Here is a 24,353-nt window from a genome sequence, read left to right as displayed (position 1 = left end):
TGCAGAGCCGCTCTAGCAACTCTTGATGGTTCTCGCAAACAAACCACCTTCCTCATGGTGAGCTTGTCGAACCACGCACTACAAGACCTGCAATCTCTATCTTTTTGTTGAAACAGGCTGCAACGCAAACACTGCATTATACAAATATTGCAATAGCGTCTGACGGTCTTCCATCGCCTTCAGCTCTTCCCAGCTGATGATATTGCCGATCCGGACATTAATGGATTTGCCGGAAAGACGGCGAAACTCGCGGATCAGCAGGGATATGCGCAATGTCATCGAAACCTTGCTAGCAAGGTGAAACAATCGTCCATTCTGTCCACCGAAGTAAACCGGAATAACAGAGGCCTGAGCCTGCCGGATGAGTTTGGCGGGAAAGATTTTCCACGGCAAATCTTCTGCACGGCCAAAACCTTTGCGTGCCGTCGCAACGCCTCCAGCAGGGAACACAACAATGGTCACGCCTTCCTTGAGAAGCCGCACCGCTTCGTGCCTCGTCGCCATGTTCATCGCCATGGCTTCCTTGGTTTCGTCGAAACAGACGGGCAAGGCATAGGGCCGAATTTCCGGCACTTTCAAAAGATCATTGTTGATCAGAACACGGAACGGGCGACCCAATTGCTCAGCCAGCGCAAGCGCAGCAATACCATCACCAATGCCAAACGGGTGGTTGGCGATAAGCACCAGCGGGGTATTGGGCAAGTTCTGCGGCGGCCACTGATCCGGCCCTTCGAGTCTGATATTGATCAGCTCCATCATGCGGCAGAATACATCTATTCCAGCCGGAACAATCTCGGTTCGCCACGTATTGTAAAGCCCGACATAATGATTGCGGCCAGAGATCGCTTCAATGGAGCGGATCAGCCATTGCGTCAAACGCGTCTGGGTGTCGTTGGCATAGGAAAGTTCGGAAAAATGCAACTTGGCGCGCCCCGGCATTCATTTCGGGGATTATCCCGAATATTTGTGACAGCGCGATGAAACCCACCGCGCTGTCAGCAACACTATTATTCAGCTGCCAGACGAAGCAGATCGGGCGGTGTCGCCTCATGCTTTAACTGCTGGATAGCTTCATCCAGTGATAGCGATGTCTGGTTCTGAGAACCGAGACGGCGCATGTTGACTGAGCGTTCTTCTGCTTCACGCATACCGCAAACGAGAATGACCGGAACCTTCTGCAAGGAATGCTCGCGCACCTTGTAGTTGATCTTCTCGTTGCGGAAATCAGTGATGACCTGCAGACCTGCAGCCTTCAGCTCTTTGGCAACCTGACGGCCATAATCGTCGGCTTCCGTGGTGATCGTGGCAACCACAACCTGCACAGGCGCGAACCATAGCGGCATGTGACCGGCGAAATTTTCGATCAATATACCAAGGAAACGCTCCATCGAGCCGCAGATGGCGCGATGGATCATGACCGGCTGCTTCTTTTCGGAAGTCGAGTCGATGTAGAAAGCGCCAAAACGCTCCGGCAGGTTGAAGTCCACCTGCGTCGTGCCGCACTGCCACTCGCGGCCAATGGCATCCTTCAGCGTATACTCGAACTTCGGACCGTAGAACGCACCCTCACCGGGCAGAATACCGGTTTTGATATCGTTCGACTGCTGCTGGATCTTATCCAGAACACCCATCATGACTGCTTCGGCACGGTCCCACAATTCGTCTGAACCGACACGCTTTTCGGGACGGGTCGACAGCTTGATCGTAATACCCTCGAAGCCGAAATCCTTGTAGACGGAGAGGATCAGGTCATTGATACGCAGACATTCCGCCGCCATCTGTTCGTCGGTACAGAAGACGTGTGCATCATCCTGAGTGAACCCGCGAACCCGCATCAGCCCATGCAAAGCGCCCGATGGTTCATAACGATGAACATTGCCGAATTCCGCAAGACGCACCGGCAGGTCGCGATAAGACTTCAGGCCGTGCTTGAAAATCTGAACATGGCCCGGGCAATTCATCGGCTTGAGCGCAAAAATGCGCTCATCATCCGTCTCATCGCCCGCAACCGTGACCTTGAACATGTTGTCACGATACCAGCCCCAGTGTCCGGAAGTCTCCCAGAGCGACTTGTCGAGCACCTGAGGGGCATTCACTTCCTGATACACACCCTCCAGCCTGCGGCGCATATAATTGACCAGCGACTGGAACATACGCCAGCCCTTGGAATGCCAGAACACGACGCCCGGGCCTTCCTCCTGGAAATGGAAAAGGTCCATCTCACGGCCAAGCTTGCGGTGATCGCGCTTCTCTGCCTCTTCGAGCATGTGAAGATAGGCATTGAGGTCGTTATCGTTAGCAAAAGCCGTGCCATAGATGCGGCTCAGCATGGGGTTGTTGCTGTCACCGCGCCAATAAGCCCCGGCAACCTTCATCAGCTTGAAGGAATTTCCGATCTGCCCGGTTGAAGCCATATGCGGGCCGCGGCAAAGATCATACCAGTCGCCCTGCGCATAGATTTTAAGGTCCTGCCCTTCGGCAATCGCATCAACGAGCTCAACCTTGTAAACCTCGCCCTTCTCGGCAAAGACCTGACGCGCTTTTTCACGTGACCAGATTTCCTTGGTGAACGGCTTGTTGCGGGCAATGATTTCCCGCATCTTTTTTTCGATTAGCGGCAAGTCTTCCGGCGTAAATGGTTCGTTCTTGGCAAAGTCGTAGTAGAAACCGTTCTCGATGACGGGTCCGATAGTGACCTGTGTTCCGGGAAATAGTTCCTGCACAGCTTCTGCAAGAACGTGCGCGCAATCATGGCGGATCAGTTCCAGGGAGCGCGGATCGTCGCGGGTCAGGATTTCGATCGCACCGGAGGCACCAAGCGGGTCGGACAAATCACGGACAGTGCCATCGACAGCGTAGGCAACGGCTTTTTTGGCCAGTGATTTTGAAATTGATTCTGCAAGTTCTGCGCCGGTCATGGCAGCGTCATAGTCACGCTTGGAGCCATCGGGGAATTGCATGGATACAGTTTTTGCAACTGCTTGCGACATAAGATTTCTCCTATCCAGTCCCGCCAACGATTGCGGGTGGTTTTCTAAGCTACCGGATTCTTATCCGGTCGCGGACTTCTAAATGCAGATTGGTTTCAGGTAAAGGGCTTCGAATATAAAAGACTGCAGAGTGCTTATGCGTGGTTCGACAAGCTCACCATGAGGAAAATCTGCAAAATGCACGATGTTCATCGACGGTCCGAATTTTCCTTCATGCAACGCAACACCATTCCTCATGGTGAGCCCCGTCGAACCACGCAAAACCGTCCTGCAGATTACGTTTCGCCGCGCTCCTGGCGCAGTTTGTTCCAGTAATCCATGCGTTTGCGAATTTCCCGTTCGAAGCCTCGTTCTGGCGGATCGTAAAAGCTTTGACGTCCCAGCGCTTCGGGAAAATAATTCTGACCCGAGAATGCGTCAGGCTGGTCGTGGTCATAGGCATAGCCTTTTCCGTACCCTTCGCCCTTCATCAGCTTTGTCGGCGCGTTGAGAATATGCTTGGGCGGCAGCAGCGAGCCATTGGCCTTGGCAGCTCCCATGGCAGCCTTGTAAGCGGTGTATACGGCATTGGATTTGGGGGCCGTGGCGAGATAGACGCAGGCTTGCGCCAGCGCCAGCTCACCTTCGGGCGATCCCAGATAATCATACGCGTCTTTTGCGGCGTTGCAGATGACCAATGCCTGAGGATCGGCAAGTCCGATATCTTCACTTGCCATTCGCACCAGCCGCCGTCCGAGATAAAGTGGATCTTCGCCCGCATCAAACATGCGACACAGATAGTACAAAGCTGCATCGGGATCAGAACCGCGCACGGATTTATGTAAAGCTGAAATCAGGTTGTAATGGCCATCCTGTCCCTTGTCGTAAACGGGAGCTCGACGCTGCACGATCTGTTGCACCCGTTCGGCATCAAAAACCTCGCCTTCGCGTGCGGCTCGCCATACTTCTTCCGCCAGGGTCAGTATTGCACGACCATCGCCATCGGCCATACGCACAAGACTGGCGCGCGCATCGTCGTTCAATGGCAGCGGCTTGCCTTCGTGGCTTTCGGCACGCTCAAGAAGTGCGGCAAGGCTGGTTTCATCATGCGGCTGAAACACCAGAACCCTCGCACGCGAAAGCAAAGCCGCATTGAGTTCAAAGGAAGGATTTTCCGTTGTTGCACCAACAAGCACAATGGTGCCATCTTCCATAACTGGCAAAAATGAATCCTGCTGCGCGCGATTGAATCGATGAATCTCATCCACAAAAAGCAGCGTCTGGCGGCCGGACATTTTACGCGACCGTGCCATCTCGAATACTTTTTTGAGGTCCGCCACGCCCGAAAAGATTGCAGAAATCTGTTCGAAGGCAAGGTTTGTTTCATTGGCCAACAGCCGCGCAACGGTTGTTTTTCCTGTGCCCGGTGGGCCCCAGAAAATCATTGAGCCAAGCGACCCGGAATCGATCATCCGGGTCAACGCACCTTCAGGCCCGGTCAGTTGGGTTTGACCGGTTACCTCGCTGAGATTGCGCGGGCGCAGACGGTCGGCAAGCGGCCGACTCCGGTCAGAAGCCGGATCATCGCCTACCGAAAACAAATCCGCCATATTCTATCCTGTTGAGCTGCTTATCGAATGATCTGGCGCACTATGGCACCGCCACGTTCAAATTCGAAGCGCCAAAGCACAGGATTGGCAGACATGGCCTTGCTGAGGTCAGCAATACTGTCGATCTCGGCTCCATTGATACCGCGAATAATATCACCCGGCTGTAGCCCTATGCGAGCGGCGGGCGAATTCGGATAAACCTTATCGACAGCAATGCCGTCTGTGTCTTCCGGCAATTTCAAACGTGCAATGCTGGCAGGGCTCAGCTTGAGTACGAGCGCGCCTGAAAGCGGATTCTTGCCTTGGATCATCAACTGATTATCTGGCGAGTCGGGATCGGGCTTTTGCAAAGCCACCATGACCGACTTTTCCTTCGACTTGCTCAATATATCGAGCTTGACTGTTTTACCAATACCGGCTGTCGAAATGCGATATCCAAGCCCATCCGGATTCTCGATACGCACACCATCGACATTCAACACCACATCGCCAACCCGCAAACCGCCCTTCTCTGCCGGACCGCCCTTGGTGACATTCGTTACCAAAGCGCCATAGGGCTGTTTCATTCCCAGACTTTCGGCGACGTCTGGAGTGACGTTCTGAAATGCAGCGCCAATATAGGGACGTTCAAACGTATCGGCTCCGCCCTTGGCGGTATCAACCACAGCTTTCACCATATTGGCGGGGATGGCAAAACCTATACCGACAGAGCCGCCGGACTTGGAGAAAATCGCCGTGTTGACGCCGACCAGATCACCATCCATACCAATCAACGCACCGCCGGAATTACCCGGATTAATGGCAGCATCAGTCTGGATAAAGAAGTCGAAATCGGAAATGCCAACCCTTGTCCGTGCTTGAGCTGAGACGATGCCGCTCGTCACGGTCTGACCGACACCGAATGGGTTACCGATTGCCAGAACCAGATCTCCCACTTCCACCTTGTCGGAATCGGCGAGCTTCAGGGCTGGCAGAGGCTCACCGGCATCGATCTTCAAGATGGCAAGATCGGTCGATTCATCCTTCAGCAAAACTTTCGATTCAAATTCACGTCCATCCGACAGCGCCACCTTTACCGTATCGGCATCGCGGATAACGTGATTATTGGTGACGATGATGCCGGTTCCATCAACAATTACCCCTGATCCCAGCGAAGACTGAACGCGTGGCGGCCCACTAAACTGCCGCCCACCGAAGAACTGTTCAAAGAACGGGTCACCGGCAAAGGGCGAACGCTGCTGCACCGAGTGGGCGGCATAGACATTGACCACGGCACCTGCTGTCTGTTTAACGAGAGGCGCGTAGGACAATTGCACTTCGGATCGGTTTTCCGGCAGCTGCTTTGTCGTATCAGCCGTCTGCGCGTAAGCCGGAAGAGCGGCAGCAGTAAAAACAACTGCACCGAGTAAAATTGCCCGCGCTGAAGCGCCCACTACCGAGCTTCGCAAAACAGAACCCATATCAATCTCCGATAGCTAAATGAATCAGTCAAACTGCTTCGACCAATGTGGTGATTTCGAGCTGGGATACCAGCCAATAAGTTAAGCAAATTTGAGACATATCGTTCCAGACACAGCCGTTTTCACAAGGCTTTCTCGGCAATCTGCTTTGAGTTAGTATCAAGCCACATGTCGCTGGTGGATAAATTGGGCAAGATGCGAGGTCATTTCAGGATTTATCCCAGCGGCAACCCTGGCGTGCAAATCGTCGAGGCCGCCAGCCACCATCAGTTCGCCCGTCACACACATGATCAGTATGGGATCGGTGTTATTCATCAGGGTGCTCAAAAATCGATTAGCGGACGCGGTATGGTGGAAGCCGGACCGGGTCACCTCATCACAGTTAACCCCGGAGAGGTTCATGATGGCATTCCCATCGGAGAAGCCGGGCGCTCGTGGCGTATGATCTATTTCGACCCGGAAATCATTCAGCTTGTTGAGAATGATATGCGCGAAGACGTTGCTTCTATAATGGAGTTTACTGAGCCAGCATCAATCAACGCCCTCGCAGCAAAACAGTTTCAGCATTTGTTCAATGCCTTGACCAGCCCGAATTGCCAGCCATTGCTGCAAGATGAAATGCTGATTGATTTGCTTTCTCAAACGCAAAAAAACACTCGAGAGCAAAAACACATGCCCAGCGCCATCCGTATCATCAAGCAACTCATCGACGATGAACCGACAGCGACTTTAACATTGGCTGATTTGGCCAAGGCCAGCGGCCTCAGCCGTTTTCAGGTTTTACGAAGCTTTGCAACTGCAACCGGCTTTACGCCTCACTCATACCTCATGCAGCGCCGTGCAGACTTGGCACGCCGCATGATACTGCAGGGGGCGGCTTTGGCAGAAACTGCTGCCGCCAGCGGGTTTTCCGATCAAAGTCACATGAATCGCGTCTTTGTACACAAGTATGGAATTTCTCCTGGCATTTATGCTGCGTCCGTTATTTAAATTGCTGCAATCCTGTCCAATACCTTGTGAAAAACCTTTGCTCTAGTCCCTTCATCGGAACACGGAGCATGCATCATGAGTCTTGAATTTCTCATCACATCAATGATTATCGTCATTTCGCCCGGCACAGGCGTTGTTTACACGCTGGCAACGGGACTGACCCGCGGAGCCAAAGCCAGTGTAGCAGCCTCGCTCGGTTGCACGATTGGCATTATTCCTCACATAGCAGCGGCAATTGGCGGGCTAGCGGCAATCATGCACACCAGTGCCCTTGCCTTTCAAACGCTTAAATATCTTGGCGTTATTTACCTGCTGTTCATGGCCTGGAATGCTTTGCGCGAAAATGGATCGTTGCGTATTGATCAGCAAGGCACTGAAAGTTCGCTTGAGCGTGTCACCCTCACCGCTATTCTTATCAATATTCTCAATCCCAAACTGTCTATCTTCTTCCTAGCCTTCCTGCCTCAGTTCGTCAGCAGTAGCGAGAGCCAGCCGGTCTTGAGAATGCTCAGCCTGAGCGGCGTATTCATGGCAATGACTTTTATTGTCTTTGCGATCTATGGGCTATTCGCGGCATCAGTCCGCGACAAGATAATTTCACGACCGAACGTCCTCGTCTGGATGCGCCGTTCATTTGCAGCTGCCTTTGTTGGCCTCGGTTTAAAGCTGGCCCTAACGCAGCGCTGATATCCCAAATAAATGACTTCCGGCACGAAAATTCTGACGCGAGATTTCAACCAGCAGAGGCAGTCCAGCGTATAATCTGCGGCGTTTCAGTCGCATGCATGGTATTGCGGCCTTTGGCTTTCGCCAGGTAAAGCGCCCGATCTGCACGCAGGAGCAATACATCCAGCGTTTCATATTGCTCCTGCGTAACCACAATTCCACCACTCACTGTGATGGGTACGCTGTCTGTCGACGGTAAGGATATTTCCGTTTCTTCCACTGCCTGGCGAATTTTTTCGGCTATTTCTGACCCTTCAAGGAAACCCGTCTCCGGTAGAAGCACCGCGAATTCTTCGCCCCCCAACCTGCCAAAAAGATCGCTATCGCGCAGCACATTTGAAACTCTTGCTGCAAACTCGACCAAAACGGAATCGCCTGCCGCATGACCGAATTTATCATTCACCCGCTTGAAGTGGTCGATATCAAGCATGATGATCGTCGTTGGGTGGCCATTGGACCTATTCGCTTCAAGCACGTCCTGACCTCTGCTGATGAGCCCGCTTCGGGAAAACGCATCTGTCAGGGAGTCGTGACTCGCCGCATATCGCAATTTGCGTATGAGTTCATTGCGTGTGGTGTTCATGCTGGCAACGGCCAGAGGACCAAGCGCAATCAATCCGATCGCCAGTCTGAGAGAAGTCACTTCCCCGATATTGATCGTGTGTTGATCTGCGGCATGAAAGCCGCCCGAGACAGAAATAATCTTCCAGATGCTAAACAGGAAAGTCAGGATCGTAACACTAAACAGATCATAGCGCAGGGCGCACCATAAAAGCGCGGGAACCGGATAGGCAAACGCTCCCGGACCTTCAACAACCACACTCACCAATATTGTTAAGGCCAATGCTAAAATCGGCAAGATATCGTAGATTTCCGGCCTGGCCCAAATTTTCTTCGCGACATCTTTCAGGGCCACAACCAAGCTTGAAGGTGCTGCAAGTATCATCGGCAGCATGATCACGCTATCTGTGAACTCACTGATGAAGCAGAACTGAGTTTTGGTTTGAACACTGGTTTGCGCCAGCACGATAGCAAGCCCGCTATCTACGGCGCCTGCAACCGCAGCGCCTGTGATACAGGCCAAACATAGATAAACGATGGAAAAAGGGCGGCGTAGACGGCGATCATCGGCCGATAATCTGATGAGAAAAATATACCCGCCAACAACGAAGGAAATATGAGCCGCAGCGAGCCACGCCGAAATCAGCAAATCAAAGTTTGTCATGCCAGCAGCCAGATAGCCGGCAAATGCGCTCAACCAGCTTGCCGGAGTAGACAAAGCAGGGTTACGTATCATAAGACCAAGTAAAACCGCATTGACGGGGCAAAAAGAAAGCAAAATACTCGCCGCCCCCTTGCTAAATGCAAAGTATACGCAGAGGAATACAATTATAAAAACAAATAATGATTTAATTATATTTGCTATATGAATATTTCTGGATACTCTAGTTAAATAAACTCCTGACAAAAGACTCTCCTGAAAAATTCAATTAAAGTATATTATTAAAATGACTTAAATACATCGACATAATAGAATTTTCTGGTGGCTATATATTACCTATTTTCTACGTGCAACCAATCAAGCACCTCGCATCGGTTGTAATGAAACGAAATAACGTACCTCACGAGCAGAGAACGTCATTCTCAATGAGATGACAGATCGTCCTGTTTATGCCCTAGCCGGACACCTAAAGTAGAAGCAGTGGCCAATAATACAGTTCGCCACTAACATTAATACTGTGCCCTGACCTCTTGCGCGAACTTGTCCGGTTAGGGCAGATTGCCGACAAGTGAATGCCGGTTAATCCGGGAAACGTCTTTAAAATATACAAAGAAAAAGGGAGCCGAAGCTCCCTTTTTAAACCCTCAGCCTATCAAGCGTTGATTACGCTGCTTCAGCTTCGTTTGCGCGTTCTTCTTCAACGCGAGCCAAATCCTTGGCGCCCTTTGCGTTGACATCACGATCAACGAATTCGACTACTGCAAGCGGTGCATTGTCACCGGTGCGGAAGCCTGCCTTCATGATGCGGATGTAGCCGCCATTGCGCTGGCCATAACGTGTTGCAAGCGTATCGAACAGCTTGGCAACCAGCTTGGCATCGCGGATAGCCGAAATGGCCTGACGACGAGCGTGCAGATCGCCGCGCTTACCGAGCGTGACAAGCTTTTCTACGATTGGACGAATTTCCTTGGCCTTGGGCAGCGTTGTCACGATCTGCTCATGTTCGATCAAAGATGCAGCCATATTGGCAAACATCGCCTTACGATGGCTGGCAGTCCGGTTAAGCTTGCGGCCTGAATTACCGTGGCGCATGAGCCTTCTCCTTCAGTTTTCTTTTCGGGCTCATTGCCCGGGCTAAATTTCTCAGTTCGGGCTCATTGCCCGGGCTTATGTGTCGGGCAAAGCCCGGATTAGTACTGGTCTTCGTAACGCTTGGCGAGATCTTCGATGTTCTCTGGCGGCCAGGCTGGAACTTCCATACCAAGATGGAGGCCCATGGAAGCCAGAACTTCCTTGATTTCGTTTAACGACTTGCGACCGAAGTTCGGTGTACGCAGCATTTCTGCTTCTGTCTTCTGAATGAGATCGCCAATGTAGACGATATTATCATTCTTCAGGCAGTTTGCCGAGCGAACCGAAAGTTCGAGTTCATCGACCTTCTTGAGCAGAGCAGGATTGAACGCGAGTTCAGTGACCTGTTCCTGCTGAACTTCTTTCTGCGGCTCGTCAAAGTTGACGAAGATCGCCAGCTGGTCCTGAAGGATGCGTGCTGCATAGGCAACAGCATCTTCGCCGGAAATCGAACCATCGGTCTCGATCTGCAAGATCAGCTTATCATAATCAAGAACCTGACCTTCGCGGGTGTTCTCGATCTTGTAGGAAACCTTGCGGACCGGTGAATAAAGGCTATCGACCGGAATGAGGCCAATCGGAGCATCTTCCGCGCGGTTGCGGTCAGCAGGAACGTAGCCCTTGCCGGTGTTGACAGTGAATTCCATACGGATTTCAGCGCCTTCATCGAGCGTGCAGATTACATGTTCCGGGTTCAGAATTTCGATATCGCCAACAGTCTGGATATCGCCAGCTGTGACAACGCCCGGGCCTTCCTTGCGGACGACCATGCGCTTTGGACCATCGCTTTCCATGTGGATAGCAATTTCCTTGATGTTGAGGACGATGTCCGTAACATCTTCGCGAACGCCAGGGATCGACGAGAATTCGTGCAGAACGCCGTCAATCTGAACCGCAGTCACGGCAGCGCCGCGCAGCGAGGACAGAAGCACGCGACGCAAGGCATTGCCCAGCGTCAAGCCGTAGCCACGCTCAAGCGGCTCAGCGACGACAGTTGCCTTGGTCTTCGAGCCTGAGGTCTGAAACTCGACCTTGTTCGGCTTGATCAATTCTTGCCAGTTTTTCTGGATCATCTATGTTTTCCTTATCCTTGCCAGTGCCACCATCCAATCGTGGCCTTGAAGCGTGGAAACCCCATAAGGGGCTTGAAGCCGATGAGCTGAAAGCAACCCACCGGCCAAATCCTAGAGCAAAAGACTAGACGCGACGACGCTTGCGCGGGCGGCAGCCATTGTGTGGGATCGGTGTCACATCGCGGATCGATGTGATTGTGAAACCGGCAGCCTGCAAAGCGCGCAAAGCGGATTCACGACCGGAACCAGGTCCGCAAACTTCAACTTCCAAAGAACGCATGCCGTGTTCCTGCGCCTTCTTGGCACAATCTTCAGCAGCCATCTGAGCAGCAAATGGTGTGGACTTGCGCGAGCCCTTGAAGCCCTGCGCACCAGCCGACGACCAGGCAATCGCATTGCCCTGCGCATCAGTGATAGTGATCATTGTATTGTTGAATGTAGAATTAACGTGAGCAACGCCCGATGAAATGTTTTTCCGCTCGCGGCGGCGAACGCGTGTGGCTTCCTTGGCCATAGTAGTCCTTTCAATTGATCTCGACGCCTCCGTATTTCCAGAGGCTCCACCGTGGTTCCAGTTAACGTGCGGAACCAGCACAATCTACCCCGAAAGGCAGAACCGGCGCAGCGAACCGCGCCGGAGAATATTACTTCTTCTTGCCGGCAATTGCCTTGGCAGGTCCCTTGCGGGTGCGCGCATTCGTGTGCGTGCGCTGACCGCGAACCGGAAGCGAGCGGCGATGACGAAGCCCGCGATAGCAGCCCAGATCCATCAGACGCTTGATGTTCATGGAAACTTCACGACGCAGATCACCCTCAACGTGGTAATCGCGATCGATTGTTTCACGAATCTGCAGCACTTCGGCATCGGTCAACTGATTGACGCGACGCTCTGCAGGAATGCCGACTTTCTCGACGATTTCCTGTGCAAATTTTTGACCGATCCCGTGAATGTACTGAAGCGCGATAACAACGCGCTTGTTCGTCGGGATGTTGACGCCAGCGATACGAGCCACGTCTGTTCTCCTTGTTAACCGGCAGAGCTGGATTACCGATACGGCAGCCAGATGACGGGATGAAAATTAATATTCGAGGACAAACATAAACGATCAGCCCCGAACCTTTATTACCGGATCGGCGCCGACCGCTCTATATCCAAGCGAATTTGCGCCGTACTTGAAGGAATCGCTTCGAAAAGTCAACTCCTTCAAGAAAATTAAGTCAGCCCTACAGTTCTGACAGAATTTTTTCGATTGATGCCGTGACCTCTTCAAAGTCGGCCATACCATCAACCTTCTTCAACTTGCCCTTGGCGTAGTAGTAGCCGATGAGGGGCGAAGTCTGCTTGTAATATGCTTCAAGGCGCGTGCGCACCGTTTCGGCATTGTCGTCCGGACGGCGTTTGAATTCCGTCGATCCGCATTTATCGCAGACACCCGCGACTTTCGGCTTCTTGTTTGTATCGTGATAACCAGTCCCGCATTTAGCGCAGGTATAGCGACCCGATATGCGCTCGACGAGGACGTTATCGTCCACTTCAAGCTCGATCACGCAATCCAGTTCCAGATCCTTGTCGGCGAGCATCTGCTCAACTGCGTCGGCCTGAACCAATGTGCGCGGATAGCCGTCAAGAATAAATCCCTTGGCTGCATCCGGCTGATCAATGCGTTCCGAAACGATCGCATTGACAATCTCGTCGGAAACCAGATTGCCGGCATCCATGACGGCTTTGGCTTTGAGGCCTACATCTGTTCCGGCATTCACGGCCTCGCGCAACATGTCCCCCGTGGAGAGTTGCGGTATGCCCAACTTTTCGACCAAGCGCTGAGATTGAGTTCCCTTACCTGCCCCCGGTGGTCCGAGAAGTATTAATCTCATCTGTTGCGTTTCCCCCCACGGAGCTTCGACTTCTTGATAAGCCCCTCATATTGATGCGCGATCAGGTGACCCTGGATCTGTGCAACCGTATCGAGCGTCACGCTCACGACGATCAGCAGTGATGTACCGCCGAGATAGAAAGGAACACCAGCCCAGGAGATCAGGAATTCTGGCAGCATGCAGATCAAAACCAGATAAGCAGCACCAAGGACCGTGATACGGGTCAGCACATAGTCGATATACTCGGCCGTACGCTCACCGGGACGAATGCCGGGAATGAAGCCGGAATGCTTCTTCAGCTGGTCGGCGGTGTCCTTCGGATTGAAGACAAGCGCCGTATAGAAGAACGCGAAGAACACGATCATCGCCGCATAAAGGAACATATAGGCGGGCTGGCCATGTCCGAGCGAAGAAAGAATGCTTGTCGCCCATGCAGGCATTTGTCCGCTTTGAGCAAAACCGGCAACTGTTGCTGGCAAAAGCAGCAGCGAAGAAGCGAAGATCGGCGGAATAACACCGGCTGTGTTCAGCTTCAAAGGCAGGTGCGAAGTATCGCCCTGAAACATGCGGTTGCCTACCTGGCGCTTCGGATACTGGATCAGGAGCCGGCGCTGCGCACGTTCAACGAAAACGATGATACCGATAACGGCAATCGTTAGCACGATGATCGCCAGAATGACACCTGTTGAAAGAGCGCCGGTACGACCAAGTTCCAATGTGCCGGAAATTGCCTGTGGCAGATTGGCGACGATGCCGGAGAAGATGATGAGCGAAATACCGTTACCGATGCCGCGTGCAGTGATCTGCTCGCCAAGCCACATCAGGAACATTGTACCACCGACAAGTGTAATCACTGTGGAGAACAGGAAGAACGGGCCCGGATCGGTAACGATACCCTGGCTGCCCTGCAGGCCCACAGCAATCGCATAGGCTTGAACCGTGGCAAGAAGCACAGTGCCGTAGCGTGTATATTGGTTGATGACCTTACGGCCCTGCTCGCCATCCTTCTTCAACTGCTCAAGAGCAGGAATGACGGATGTCATGAGCTGGACGATGATCGATGCCGAGATATAAGGCATGATGCCAAGCGCAAAGATCGCCATGCGTTCAACAGCGCCACCTGCGAACATGTTGAACATGCCGAGGATGCCTTGCGCCTGATTGTTGAATGCCTGGGCGAATGCGCCAAGGTTGATACCCGGCAGCGGGATATATGTACCTAGCCGGTAAACCAGCAATGCGCCAAGTGTAAACCAAATGCGCTTCTTGAGCTCACTGGCTTTCGAAAAAGCTGAGAAATTGAGATTTGACGCGAGCTGTTCAGCGGCTGAAGCCATTATAGTCTCCGGTCTGTGCCGTCAGAGCGATACTGCGCCCCAACTTTTGTTCTTTCGCAATATCGAACGGAAAACCGGCAGGCACTTTTCCTGAAATTGCGTTAGAGCCCCGTTTTTCACCCGGTATGGAGAATCGACGGTCTACCCCCAGATATGATGCCGGGAGAAAAGGTACAAGCGGCGATCATAAAGATCGCCGCTTGCCTGTCCGTATTATTCTGCTGCTGCAGGTGCAGCTGGCAGATTGACTTTGCCGCCGGCCTTTTCGATCTTTTCGATCGCAGCCTTGGAAGCGCCGGAAACTTCAAAAGTTACCGCAGTCTTGATTTCTCCGTCAGCAAGAAGACGAACGCCATCCTTGGCGCGGCGAATGATGCCGGCAGCCTTGAGGGTTTCGATCGTGACAGCTGCCTTCGGATCGAGCTTCTTGGCATCAATTGCAGTCTGCACGCGGCCGACTGAAACAGTGTTGAAGTTCTTCGAAAAGATGTTGGTGAAACCGCGCTTTGGCAAGCGACGGTAAACTGGCATCTGTCCGCCTTCGAAGCCGTTGATGGCAACGCCGGAACGGGACTTCTGACCCTTGACACCACGGCCGGCTGTCTTGCCAGAACCAGAACCGATACCACGACCGACGCGCTTGCGGGCCTTGGTTGCGCCTGGATTTTCACTCAGATCATTGAGTTTCATTTGTCTAATCTCCGGTATCAAGCCTCGTCCACGACGCGGACGAGATGTTGAACCTTGGCAATCATGCCGCGAATTGAAGGCGTATCTTCAAGTGTGCGACGACGATGCATTTTATTGAGGCCCAGACCAACAAGCGTTGCACGCTGTTCTGCCGGACGGCGGATAGGGCTGCCGATCTGTTCGACCGTAACCGTCTTACCCTTCTTCTTCTCAACCATGACTTTGTCCTTTAGTCTCTACAGTGAGCAAAGCGCGAGGCCCTGCCCTGCTGCGCCACTTTATGGCCTATTCTTCCGAACCGACCACATCGCGGCGGCGAGCCTGCAGTGTCGAATACTTGATACCGCGCTGTGCAGCGATGTCCTTCGGATGCATCTGATGCTTGAGGGCATCGAATGTCGCACGAACCATGTTGTATGGGTTCGACGAACCGAGCGACTTGGCAACAACGTCCTGTACGCCGAGAGTCTCGAAGACTGCGCGCATTGGACCACCGGCAATGATACCGGTACCAGCTGTGGCTGCACGAAGCAGAACCTTGCCGGCGCCATGACGGCCATGCACATCGTGGTGCAAAGTACGGCCCGAACGCAGCGGAACGAAAATCATTTCGCGCTTGGCAGCTTCAGTTGCCTTGCGGATAGCTTCCGGCACTTCGCGCGCCTTGCCATGACCGAAGCCAACGCGGCCCTTCTGATCGCCAACAACGACGAGAGCAGCAAAACCGAAACGACGGCCGCCCTTTACGACTTTGGCAACACGGTTGATGTGTACAAGCTTGTCAACGAATTCGCTATCGCGCTCTTCGTTACGGCCACCACGATCGTCGCGGCCTCTCTTTTCCTGTGCCATGCTCCTAATTCCTTTTTCTTTTCCGGTAGCACGAATGACATTACAGCGCCGTGGATATGGTTGGTCCACATAGATCGCGGTAACAGTTTTAGTACGCGAAGTCCGGCTTACAAGAGACGAGCCCTTGCAGTCCCGGACTTCGAAAGTCTTACCCTGATATCAGGATCTTAGAAACTAAGACCTGCTTCCCGGGCTGCTTCAGCAAGTGCCTTTACACGGCCGTGGTAAATATAGGCGCCACGATCGAAGACAACTTCCTTGATGCCGGCCTTGACGGCGCGCTCTGCAACGAGCTTGCCAACCAGTGCCGCTGCATCCGAATCTGCACCGGTCTTCAGCTTGCCCTTAAGGTCAGCTTCAAGAGTGGATGCGGATGCAATAGTGTGACCATGCGCGTCATCAATGATCTGCGCATAGATATTCTTTGAAGAACGGTGGACGCTGAGCCGCGGACGGTCACCGGCAACCGCCTTGAGCTGGCGGCGAACACGCGAAGCGCGACGCTGAATGATTTCTTTCGGCGATGCCATGACACGAGTTCCTTACTTCTTCTTACCTTCTTTGCGAACGATCTTCTCGCCCGCATACTTCACACCCTTGCCCTTGTAAGGCTCCGGGCTACGATATTCGCGAATCTCAGCCGCGACCTGGCCTACCTGCTGCTTGTTGATGCCGGTGACGACGATTTCGGTCGGCTTTGGAACTGCAACAGTGATGCCTTCCGGCACCTGATAGACAACTTCGTGGCTGAAGCCAAGTGACAGCTGCAGGTTCTTGCCCTGCATGGCTGCACGATAGCCGACGCCGCTGATTTCAAGACGCTTTTCAAAGCCGTCCTTAACACCTGTGAAGATGTTGACGACCATGGTGCGACTCATGCCCCACTTTGAACGAGCAACTTTGGAGTCGTCACGCGGATTAACGCTGACGGCACCATCTTCGAACTTGACCACAACGTCGTCATTGGCAACGAAGGACAATTCACCCTTCGGGCCTTTGGCCTTGATGGTCTGGCCGTCTACGCTGGCTGTTACGCCTTGCGGGACTGCCACTGGTTTTTTACCGATACGAGACATTTTTCAAACCTTTTCAAGCCGGTGCTTAGAATATACGGCAGAGCAGTTCGCCGCCGACATTCTGTTCACGTGCCTCGTGGTCTGCCATAACGCCCTTAGGCGTCGACAGGATCGAAATACCAAGACCGTTCGCAACCTGCGGGATCGACTTGACCGACACGTAAACGCGGCGACCGGGCTTCGAAATACGGGTAATTTCACGAATTACCGGTACATTCTCAAAATACTTCAGTTCGATTTCGATTTCGGACTTGCCGTTGTCGAAGTCTACCTGGCTGTATCCACGGATATAGCCTTCAGACTGAAGAACATCCAGAACGCGAGCGCGAAGCTTGGAGGCTGGTGTTGAAACCTTGCCCTTCTTGCGCATGATTGCGTTACGGATACGTGTCAGCATATCGCCGAGAGGATCTGTCATAGACATCGCGTTCTCTCCTTACCAGCTCGATTTCACGATGCCAGGCACCTGGCCGAGCGAACCCAGCTGGCGCAATGCGATACGCGACATTTTGATCTTGCGGTAATAACCGCGCGGACGACCCGATACTTCGCAACGATTGCGAATGCGGACCTTGGTGGAATTGCGTGGCAGTTCTGCCAGCTGGATGGTTGCGCGGAAGCGCTCATCCAGTGGAAGCGACTGATTCATCACGACAGCCTTCAGGCGCGCACGCTTTGCAGCAAAACGCTTTACCAGAAGACCGCGGCGCTTGTTCTTTTCGACTGCGCTCGTCTTTGCCATTTCAAATACCTCGCTACGCTTGCCGTTACTGGCGGAAAGGGAAGTTGAAGGCGCGCAGAAGAGCGCGGGCTTCATCATCCGTTTTTGCAGTCGTGCAAACGATGATGTCCATGCCCCAGATCTGATCAACCTTATCGTAGTTGATTTCCGGGAACACAATGTGTTCCTTGATGCCCATGGCGAAGTTGCCACGACCGTCAAAGCTCTTTGGATTCAGGCCGCGGAAATCTCGAACGCGTGGAAGCGCGATCGTGATCAGACGGTCGATGAATTCGTACATGCGCTCTTTACGAAGAGTTACCTTCGTTCCGATCGGCATATTCTCACGTACCTTGAAGGTAGCGATCGAATTGCGCGCACGGGTAATAACCGGCTTCTGGCCAGCAATCAATGCCAGATCTTCAGCTGCGACAGTTGGCTTCTTCGAGTCAGCTGTTGCTTCGCCTACACCCATGTTGAGAACAACCTTGGTGATGCGCGGGATCTGCATTTCGTTTTCGTATTTGAACTCTTCGAGAAGAGCTTTACGAACCACGTCGAGATATTGCTTCTTCAGACGAGGTTGAATGTTTGCATCAGCCATCGATCAGATCTCCTGAACGCTTTGCTACACGTACCTTCTTGCCGTCTTCAAGAACCTTGAAACCAACGCGTGTCGGCTTTCCGTCCTTGTCAGCAATAGCGATGTTCGACAGATGGAGCGGCGCTTCTTTCGAAATGATGCCGGCTTCCTGGCTCTGTGTCTGCTTCTGGTGACGCTTTACAAGATTAACGCCGCGAACGAGCGCCTGCTCATCCTTCGGCAAAACTTTGATTACTTCGCCGGTACGGCCCTTGTCCTTACCAGCTAGAACGACAACGCGGTCGCCTTTACGGATCTTCTGCATCGTCTGCTCCTTACAAAACTTCTGGAGCCAGCGAGATGATCTTCATGTGGCTCTTTGCGCGAAGTTCGCGCGGAACCGGTCCGAAGATACGCGTGCCGATAGGCTCTTTCTTATTGTCGATCAAAACAGCAGCGTTCTTGTCGAAACGAATTACGCTACCATCTGCGCGACGGATGTCCTTAGCTGTGCGAACTACCACAGCCTTCATCACGTCACCCTTTTTAACGCGGCCGCGCGGAATTGCTTCCTTGATCGAAACGACAATAATGTCGCCGACCGAAGCATATTTCCGCTTCGAGCCGCCCAGCACCTTGATGCACATGACACGACGTGCGCCGGAATTATCCGCCACGTCGAGGTTTGTTTGCATCTGAATCATGACTAGCCGCCTTCTTCTTGTTCAACCGGACTGGGCTTTCCTTGCCCCTCGCGATTGTGCGTACTTACATACAGATATTAATATTAGCTTGCCGGGGCGTCAGTTACGACAACCCAACACTTGTCTTTCGAAATTGGCTTGGATTCCTCAATGGAAACCAGATCGCCAACCTTGAACTGGTTGCTCTCATCATGCGCCTTGTACTTCTTGGACTGGCGCACAGTCTTCTGGAGGAGCGGGTGCGAATAGCGCCGCTCGACCTTGACCACAATGGTCTTGTCGTTTTTGTCGCTCACGACAACGCCCTGCAGAATGCGTTTAGGCATGGTTTTCTTCCTTAAGCCTTGCTCTCGACCGCTTTTTGGCGGGCGACAGTTTTAATGCGCGCAATATCACGGCGGATCTGCCGAACGCGAGCGGTTTTTTCCAACTGACCGGTTGCTTTCTGGAAGCGCAGGTTGAACTGCTCTTTCTTCAGCGAACCAAGTTCTTCATTCAACTGATCAAGGCTCAAGGCCCGGACTTCTGCGGATTTCATAACATCCACCCCTTATTCTGCGATGCGCTGAATAAAGCGCGTCTTTACCGACAGTTTTGCTGCTCCGAGGCGAAGTGCCTCACGGGCGATTTCTTCCGAAACGCCGTCGAGCTCGAACATGATGCGGCCTGGTGCGACACGGGATGCCCAATAATCAACCGAACCCTTACCTTTACCCATGCGGACTTCAGTAGGCTTCGATGTGACCGGCACATCCGGGAAAATCCGGATCCACACGCGACCGGCACGTTTCATGTGACGGGTAATTGCACGGCGAGCGGCCTCGATCTCACGCGCAGTAACGCGGTTCGGCTCGAGGGCCTTCAGGCCGAAAGCACCAAAATTCAGATCCGTACCGCCCTTCGACGCGCCGTGGATACGGCCCTTGAACTGCTTGCGGAACTTTGTGCGCTTAGGCTGCAGCATTGTTCTCTACTCCAAAATTCTCGTTTCCGAAAGACGCTATTTTAAGCGTTTTCGCGGCGACGGCCTGAACCCTGATGGCTGGCATCACCTTCAACAGCACGGCGTTCCGAAGCCATTGGGTCATGCTCAAGGATTTCGCCCTTGAATACCCAGACCTTGACGCCGCAAATGCCATAGGCAGTCTGCGCTTCAGCAGTTCCGTAATCGATATCGGCACGAAGGGTATGCAGAGGCACGCGGCCTTCACGGTACCATTCCATACGTGCAATTTCCGCGCCGCCAAGGCGACCCGAGCAATTGATACGAATGCCTTCTGCACCAAGACGCATTGCCGACTGAACGGCACGCTTCATGGCACGGCGGAAAGCGACGCGGCGTTCAAGCTGCTGCGCGATCGACTGTGCAACCAGAGTTGCATCTGTCTCCGGCTTGCGGACTTCAACGATATTAAGAGTTGTATCCGCATTGGTCATTTCTGACAGCTTCTTGCGCAACTTCTCGATATCGGCGCCCTTCTTGCCGATGATCAGACCCGGACGGGCAGCATGGATCGTAACGCGGCACTTCTTGTGCGGACGCTCGATAACTACCTTGGAAATGGCAGCCTGCTTCAGTTCGTCCATCAGATACTTGCGGATCTTCAGGTCTTCGTGCAGCAACTTGCCATATTCACCTGTGTTCGCGTACCAACGCGAGTCCCAGGTGCGATTGATGCCCAGGCGGAAACCAATCGGATTAATCTTCTGGCCCATTATGCGGCCTCCCCTTTTTCCTCAGCTTCGCGAACAACGATCGTCAGATGCGAGAATGGCTTCTCGATCCGGCTTGCACGACCGCGGCCACGAACGTGGAAACGCTTCATCACGATTGACTTGCCTACATAGGCTTCAGCAACAACCAGAGCATCAACATCCAGATCGTGGTTGTTCTCTGCGTTGGCGATAGCTGATTCGAGAGTCTTTTTCACCGTTCCTGCAATGCGCTTGCGCGAAAATTCCAGGTCGGCAAGAGCGGCATTAACCTTCTTGCCACGGATCAGAGCAGCCACCAGATTAAGCTTCTGAGGGCTGATGCGGAGCGTACGGGCAACGGCTTTCGCCTCGTTGTCCTTTAGCTGGCGCGGAGCCTTAGCCTTGCCCATCGTTATTTCCTCTTCGCTTTCTTGTCCGCGCCATGACCGTAATAGGTACGCGTCGGAGCGAATTCACCAAACTTGTGTCCGATCATCTCTTCGTTGACCGAAACCGGCACATGCTTGTTACCGTTGTACACACCGAAGGTCAGACCGACGAACTGTGGCAGGATCGTGGAGCGACGGCTCCAGATCTTGATAACTTCACTGCGACCGCCCTCACGTACCTTCTCAGCCTTCTTGAGAAGATAGCCATCGATGAACGGGCCTTTCCAAACTGAACGAGCCATTTCAGACTACCTCTCTTACTTCTTGCGCTGATGACGCGAACGAGCGATGAACTTGTCCGTCGACTTATTGGAGCGCGTCTTCTTGCCCTTCGTAGGCTTGCCCCACGGAGTAACCGGATGACGTCCACCTGACGTACGGCCTTCACCACCACCATGGGGGTGATCGACCGGGTTCATGGTAACACCACGGTTGTGAGGCTTGCGACCGAGCCAACGGCTGCGACCTGCCTTACCGAGATTGATGTTGCCATGGTCGGGGTTCGATACTGCACCAACCGTTGCAAAGCAAGAACCATGTACAAGACGCTGTTCGCCCGAGTTCAGGCGAAGGATCGCCATTCCCTGGTCGCGGCCAACGAGCTGCGCATATGTACCTGCCGAACGGGCAATCTGACCGCCCTTGCCTGGCTTCATTTCCACATTGTGGATGATGGTGCCGACCGGCATTGCTGACAATGGCATCGCATTGCCTGGCTTCACGTCTGTCTGTGCGCCAGCAATAACGCTGTCGCCAACTGCCAGACGTTGTGGAGCCAGGATGTAGCTCAGTTCGCCATCTTCGTAGCGGATAAGCGCAATGAACGCGGTCCGGTTTGGATCGTATTCAAGGCGTTCAACCTTGGCAGCCACATCATGCTTGCGGCGCTTGAAATCAACGAAGCGGTATGTGCGCTTGTGACCGCCACCCTGGAAACGCACGGTAATGCGACCAGTGTTGTTACGACCACCCTTCGACGACAGACCTTCGGTCAAAGCCTTGACAGGCTTGCCCTTGTAAAGCTCCGAACGGTCCACGATGACCAGCTGGCGCTGGCTTGGCGTGGTTGGATTATAATGTTTGAGTGCCATTGTCTTTACTCCACGGCCCCTCAGAGACCAGTCGAAATGTCGATTGACTGGCCTTCGGCCAACGTCACGACTGCTTTCTTGACATCACTCTGGCGTCCGACGATGCCGCGAAAACGCTTCACCTTGCCTTTGCGCACAGAAGTATTGACTGCAGTAACCTTCACGCGGAACAGCGCTTCGACTGCGGCCTTGATTTCCGGCTTCGTCGCCTTCTTGGCTACGTTGAAAACAACCTGGTTGTTTTCCGAAACCATGGTCGACTTTTCAGTGATAACCGGGCTGACGATCACGTCGTAGTGGCGAAGATCGGTCATTTGAAACGCTCCTCGAGAGCTTCAACTGCAGCCTTGGAAAGCACGAGCTTGCCGCGACGCAGAATGTCGTAAACATTGATGCCCTGAATTGGCAGGACGTCGATGTTCGGGATGTTCGAAGCTGCACGAGCAAAATTCACATCAATCTCGGCACCGCCGATAAGAAGCGCATTCTGCAAGCCGAGCTTGGCGAACTGCGAAACAAGTGTCTTTGTCTTGGCTTCTGTCGCGAGCAGATCATCAACGATGATCAGATCAGATGCCTTGACCTTGGCGGACAGGGCATGACGAAGTGCAAGAGCGCGAACCTTCTTCGGCAGGTCATGGGCGTGGCTGTGAACAACCGGGCCATGAGCCTTACCACCACCACGGAACTGCGGTGCACGGGCTGAATGGTGACGAGCGCGGCCCGTACCCTTCTGCTTGTACATCTTGGCGCCGGTCCGTGCGATTTCCGAACGGGTCTTTGCCTTGTGCGTGCCCTGCTGCTTGCGGGCAAGCTGATAGCGGACCATGCGCTGAAGGATATCGTCGCGTGGCTCAAGACCAAAAATCTCTTCGGAGAGTTTCAGCTTACCGGCGTCCGCGCCTTCAAGTGTTGTAATCGTGAGATCCATTATTCGGCCCCCTCAGTTGTCTGCGCTACTTCTGCATCAGACACAGCTGCTGCGGCGTTTGCGGCATCGTCGATCAATGCGCGAAGGCCAGCTGGCTTCGGAGCATTGTCTGGAAGCGCTACCTTGACGGCATCGCGTACCAGTATCCATGCACCCTTCGAACCAGGAACAGCACCACGAACCAGAATAAGGCCGCGATCCAGATCAGTCGAAACAACTTCGATGTTCTGGGTGGTGATACGGGTTGAACCCATATGACCGGCCATCTTCTTGCCCTTGAACACTTTACCCGGGTCCTGACGCTGACCGGTAGAACCGTGAGCGCGGTGAGTAACCGAGTTACCGTGTGTTGCGCGGTGACCGCCGAAGTTATGGCGCTTCATCGAACCGGCAAAACCTTTACCGATTGAAGTACCAGTCACATCGACCTTCTGGCCTGCAACGTAATGTTCGGCGGTGATCTCGACGCCGACATCAAGAAGATTGTCAGCAGAGACGCGGAATTCCGCTACTTTCGCCTTTGGCTCGACCGAAGCTGTCGCGAAATGACCGCGCAAGCTCTTCGTCGTATTCTTTACCTTGGCCAGACCAACACCGAGCTGAACGGCAGTGTAGCCATTCTTCTCGACTGTACGCTGAGCCACAACCTGGCAGTTCTCCATGCGAAGAACTGTTACCGGCACATGCTCGCCAGCGTCGTTGTAGACGCGAGTCATGCCCAGTTTCTGTGCAATTACACCTGAACGCATCGGTTCATCCTTCCGTCCTCAAGCCTTACAGCTTGATCTCGACATCAACACCAGCAGACAGATCGAGCTTCATCAGCGCGTCCACAGTCTGGGGGGTCGGGTCTACGATATCGAGAAGACGCTTATGTGTGCGCATCTCGAACTGCTCGCGGCTCTTCTTGTCGATGTGCGGCGAGCGGTTAACCGTGAACTTCTCGATCCGTGTAGGTAGCGGGATCGGTCCGCGCACATTGGCACCGGTACGCTTGGCAGTCGACACGATTTCCCGCGTCGAATCGTCAAGGATCCGATGATCAAACGCCTTGAGGCGAATGCGGATGTTTTGACCGTTCATTTCATCTTTTCCTTGTTTAGCGGAGACGCCCTATAGCAGGCGTCTTCCGCATAAAACCTTAATTTACTCAATGATCGAAGCGACG

Annotated in this window: 34 protein-coding genes; 2 read left to right on the top strand and 32 right to left on the bottom strand. The window is 53.3% G+C overall.

The features are described from left to right. Positions 1–96: 96 nt before the first annotated feature. The 4 genes from PMI41_RS11695 to PMI41_RS11680 all read right to left on the bottom strand — a co-directional run bounded on the left by PMI41_RS11695 (position 97) and on the right by PMI41_RS11680 (position 6,039). Positions 97–939 (bottom strand): lysophospholipid acyltransferase family protein, encoded by an 843-nt coding sequence (locus PMI41_RS11695; protein WP_008124969.1) that lies wholly within the window; start codon positions 937–939, stop codon positions 97–99. A gap of 68 nt (positions 940–1,007) precedes the next feature. After that, positions 1,008–2,990, bottom strand: coding sequence for a threonine--tRNA ligase (gene thrS / locus PMI41_RS11690; RefSeq protein WP_008124967.1), 1,983 nt, complete (start codon positions 2,988–2,990; stop codon positions 1,008–1,010). A gap of 275 nt (positions 2,991–3,265) precedes the next feature. Beyond that, positions 3,266–4,579, bottom strand: a complete 1,314-nt coding sequence (locus tag PMI41_RS11685; protein WP_008124964.1) for a replication-associated recombination protein A — start codon at positions 4,577–4,579, stop codon at positions 3,266–3,268. A gap of 20 nt (positions 4,580–4,599) precedes the next feature. Continuing rightward, positions 4,600–6,039: a DegQ family serine endoprotease gene (locus tag PMI41_RS11680; protein ID WP_008124961.1), complete on the bottom strand. Its 1,440-nt coding sequence runs from the start codon at positions 6,037–6,039 to the stop codon at positions 4,600–4,602. A gap of 195 nt (positions 6,040–6,234) precedes the next feature. Here PMI41_RS11680 and PMI41_RS11675 point away from each other — a divergent pair, with 195 nt between their 5' ends. Together PMI41_RS11675 and PMI41_RS11670 are read left to right on the top strand one after the other, a co-directional pair. Then, positions 6,235–7,029 (top strand): AraC family transcriptional regulator, encoded by a 795-nt coding sequence (locus PMI41_RS11675; RefSeq protein ID WP_040854682.1) that lies wholly within the window; start codon positions 6,235–6,237, stop codon positions 7,027–7,029. A 75-nt stretch (positions 7,030–7,104) separates the two neighbouring features. Beyond that, entirely contained in the window at positions 7,105–7,716 is a 612-nt protein-coding gene (locus PMI41_RS11670) for a LysE family translocator (protein WP_008124958.1), read from the top strand. Between the two features lie 46 nt (positions 7,717–7,762). On the opposite strand, the gene PMI41_RS11665 is transcribed toward PMI41_RS11670, so the two are convergent. From PMI41_RS11665 to rpsJ, 28 genes are all read right to left on the bottom strand, one after another. After that, entirely contained in the window at positions 7,763–9,013 is a 1,251-nt protein-coding gene (locus PMI41_RS11665) for a GGDEF domain-containing protein (RefSeq protein WP_052025884.1), read from the bottom strand. Positions 9,014–9,640: 627 nt separating this feature from the next. Next, a complete protein-coding gene (gene rplQ, locus PMI41_RS11660) occupies positions 9,641–10,069 on the bottom strand; it encodes a 50S ribosomal protein L17 (protein ID WP_008124955.1) in 429 nt (142 codons plus the stop codon). Between the two features lie 98 nt (positions 10,070–10,167). After that, positions 10,168–11,181 carry a DNA-directed RNA polymerase subunit alpha gene (locus PMI41_RS11655; protein WP_008124954.1) on the bottom strand — a complete coding sequence of 338 codons (1,014 nt, stop codon included), beginning with the start codon at positions 11,179–11,181 and terminating at the stop codon, positions 10,168–10,170. A 124-nt stretch (positions 11,182–11,305) separates the two neighbouring features. Continuing rightward, on the bottom strand, positions 11,306–11,695 hold the full coding sequence (rpsK, locus tag PMI41_RS11650; RefSeq protein WP_008124952.1) for a 30S ribosomal protein S11: 390 nt from the start codon (positions 11,693–11,695) through the stop codon (positions 11,306–11,308). Positions 11,696–11,825: 130 nt separating this feature from the next. Then, positions 11,826–12,194, bottom strand: a complete 369-nt coding sequence (rpsM, locus tag PMI41_RS11645; protein WP_008124949.1) for a 30S ribosomal protein S13 — start codon at positions 12,192–12,194, stop codon at positions 11,826–11,828. A gap of 211 nt (positions 12,195–12,405) precedes the next feature. Then, the gene (locus PMI41_RS11640; RefSeq protein ID WP_008124947.1) at positions 12,406–13,056 is read right to left on the bottom strand and encodes an adenylate kinase; all 651 of its coding nucleotides are present in this window, start codon (positions 13,054–13,056) and stop codon (positions 12,406–12,408) included. After that, on the bottom strand, positions 13,053–14,393 hold the full coding sequence (secY, locus tag PMI41_RS11635) for a preprotein translocase subunit SecY (protein WP_008124944.1): 1,341 nt from the start codon (positions 14,391–14,393) through the stop codon (positions 13,053–13,055). Before secY ends, PMI41_RS11640 begins: the two co-directional genes overlap by 4 nt. A gap of 213 nt (positions 14,394–14,606) precedes the next feature. Next, positions 14,607–15,083, bottom strand: coding sequence for a 50S ribosomal protein L15 (rplO, locus tag PMI41_RS11630; RefSeq protein WP_008124942.1), 477 nt, complete (start codon positions 15,081–15,083; stop codon positions 14,607–14,609). A 17-nt stretch (positions 15,084–15,100) separates the two neighbouring features. Further along, entirely contained in the window at positions 15,101–15,301 is a 201-nt protein-coding gene (rpmD, locus tag PMI41_RS11625) for a 50S ribosomal protein L30 (protein WP_008124941.1), read from the bottom strand. Between the two features lie 67 nt (positions 15,302–15,368). Further along, on the bottom strand, positions 15,369–15,935 hold the full coding sequence (gene rpsE / locus PMI41_RS11620) for a 30S ribosomal protein S5 (protein WP_008124939.1): 567 nt from the start codon (positions 15,933–15,935) through the stop codon (positions 15,369–15,371). 167 nt (positions 15,936–16,102) lie between these two features. Further along, positions 16,103–16,465, bottom strand: coding sequence for a 50S ribosomal protein L18 (gene rplR, locus PMI41_RS11615; protein ID WP_008124937.1), 363 nt, complete (start codon positions 16,463–16,465; stop codon positions 16,103–16,105). Positions 16,466–16,477: 12 nt separating this feature from the next. After that, positions 16,478–17,011: a 50S ribosomal protein L6 gene (gene rplF, locus PMI41_RS11610; RefSeq protein ID WP_008124935.1), complete on the bottom strand. Its 534-nt coding sequence runs from the start codon at positions 17,009–17,011 to the stop codon at positions 16,478–16,480. Between the two features lie 25 nt (positions 17,012–17,036). Continuing rightward, positions 17,037–17,435 carry a 30S ribosomal protein S8 gene (gene rpsH / locus PMI41_RS11605; protein ID WP_008124933.1) on the bottom strand — a complete coding sequence of 133 codons (399 nt, stop codon included), beginning with the start codon at positions 17,433–17,435 and terminating at the stop codon, positions 17,037–17,039. A gap of 12 nt (positions 17,436–17,447) precedes the next feature. Then, positions 17,448–17,753: a 30S ribosomal protein S14 gene (gene rpsN, locus PMI41_RS11600; protein ID WP_008124931.1), complete on the bottom strand. Its 306-nt coding sequence runs from the start codon at positions 17,751–17,753 to the stop codon at positions 17,448–17,450. Between the two features lie 25 nt (positions 17,754–17,778). Further along, entirely contained in the window at positions 17,779–18,336 is a 558-nt protein-coding gene (gene rplE / locus PMI41_RS11595) for a 50S ribosomal protein L5 (RefSeq protein ID WP_008124928.1), read from the bottom strand. Next, complete coding sequence (gene rplX / locus PMI41_RS11590) at positions 18,329–18,640, bottom strand: 50S ribosomal protein L24 (RefSeq protein ID WP_008124927.1); 312 nt, start codon at positions 18,638–18,640, stop codon at positions 18,329–18,331. The genes rplE and rplX overlap by 8 nt, the downstream gene beginning before the upstream one ends. 10 nt (positions 18,641–18,650) lie before the next feature. Next, positions 18,651–19,019 (bottom strand): 50S ribosomal protein L14, encoded by a 369-nt coding sequence (gene rplN, locus PMI41_RS11585; RefSeq protein ID WP_008124924.1) that lies wholly within the window; start codon positions 19,017–19,019, stop codon positions 18,651–18,653. 83 nt (positions 19,020–19,102) lie between these two features. Continuing rightward, positions 19,103–19,345, bottom strand: a complete 243-nt coding sequence (gene rpsQ, locus PMI41_RS11580; RefSeq protein ID WP_008124922.1) for a 30S ribosomal protein S17 — start codon at positions 19,343–19,345, stop codon at positions 19,103–19,105. 11 nt (positions 19,346–19,356) lie between these two features. Further along, the gene (gene rpmC / locus PMI41_RS11575) at positions 19,357–19,557 is read right to left on the bottom strand and encodes a 50S ribosomal protein L29 (RefSeq protein WP_008124920.1); all 201 of its coding nucleotides are present in this window, start codon (positions 19,555–19,557) and stop codon (positions 19,357–19,359) included. A gap of 12 nt (positions 19,558–19,569) precedes the next feature. Beyond that, entirely contained in the window at positions 19,570–19,983 is a 414-nt protein-coding gene (rplP, locus tag PMI41_RS11570) for a 50S ribosomal protein L16 (protein ID WP_008124918.1), read from the bottom strand. Between the two features lie 41 nt (positions 19,984–20,024). Beyond that, the gene (rpsC, locus tag PMI41_RS11565) at positions 20,025–20,735 is read right to left on the bottom strand and encodes a 30S ribosomal protein S3 (RefSeq protein ID WP_008124916.1); all 711 of its coding nucleotides are present in this window, start codon (positions 20,733–20,735) and stop codon (positions 20,025–20,027) included. Beyond that, a complete protein-coding gene (gene rplV, locus PMI41_RS11560) occupies positions 20,735–21,124 on the bottom strand; it encodes a 50S ribosomal protein L22 (RefSeq protein ID WP_008124914.1) in 390 nt (129 codons plus the stop codon). The genes rpsC and rplV overlap by 1 nt, the downstream gene beginning before the upstream one ends. Positions 21,125–21,126: 2 nt before the next feature. Further along, entirely contained in the window at positions 21,127–21,405 is a 279-nt protein-coding gene (rpsS, locus tag PMI41_RS11555; protein WP_008124912.1) for a 30S ribosomal protein S19, read from the bottom strand. 15 nt (positions 21,406–21,420) lie between these two features. Continuing rightward, positions 21,421–22,254: a 50S ribosomal protein L2 gene (rplB, locus tag PMI41_RS11550; protein ID WP_008124910.1), complete on the bottom strand. Its 834-nt coding sequence runs from the start codon at positions 22,252–22,254 to the stop codon at positions 21,421–21,423. A 20-nt stretch (positions 22,255–22,274) separates the two neighbouring features. After that, positions 22,275–22,568, bottom strand: a complete 294-nt coding sequence (locus PMI41_RS11545; protein ID WP_008124907.1) for a 50S ribosomal protein L23 — start codon at positions 22,566–22,568, stop codon at positions 22,275–22,277. After that, the gene (gene rplD, locus PMI41_RS11540; protein WP_008124905.1) at positions 22,565–23,185 is read right to left on the bottom strand and encodes a 50S ribosomal protein L4; all 621 of its coding nucleotides are present in this window, start codon (positions 23,183–23,185) and stop codon (positions 22,565–22,567) included. The genes PMI41_RS11545 and rplD overlap by 4 nt, the downstream gene beginning before the upstream one ends. Next, the gene (rplC, locus tag PMI41_RS11535) at positions 23,185–23,934 is read right to left on the bottom strand and encodes a 50S ribosomal protein L3 (RefSeq protein ID WP_008124903.1); all 750 of its coding nucleotides are present in this window, start codon (positions 23,932–23,934) and stop codon (positions 23,185–23,187) included. The genes rplD and rplC overlap by 1 nt, the downstream gene beginning before the upstream one ends. Positions 23,935–23,959: 25 nt before the next feature. Further along, a complete protein-coding gene (rpsJ, locus tag PMI41_RS11530) occupies positions 23,960–24,268 on the bottom strand; it encodes a 30S ribosomal protein S10 (RefSeq protein WP_008124902.1) in 309 nt (102 codons plus the stop codon). Between the last annotated feature and the right edge of the window lie 85 nt (positions 24,269–24,353).

Source organism: Phyllobacterium sp. YR531 (genome assembly GCF_000282595.1).
Taxonomy (GTDB): domain Bacteria; phylum Pseudomonadota; class Alphaproteobacteria; order Rhizobiales; family Rhizobiaceae; genus Phyllobacterium.
The sequence above is the reverse complement of the archived record's forward strand: the minus strand, read 5'-3'. Positions and strand labels throughout refer to the sequence as shown.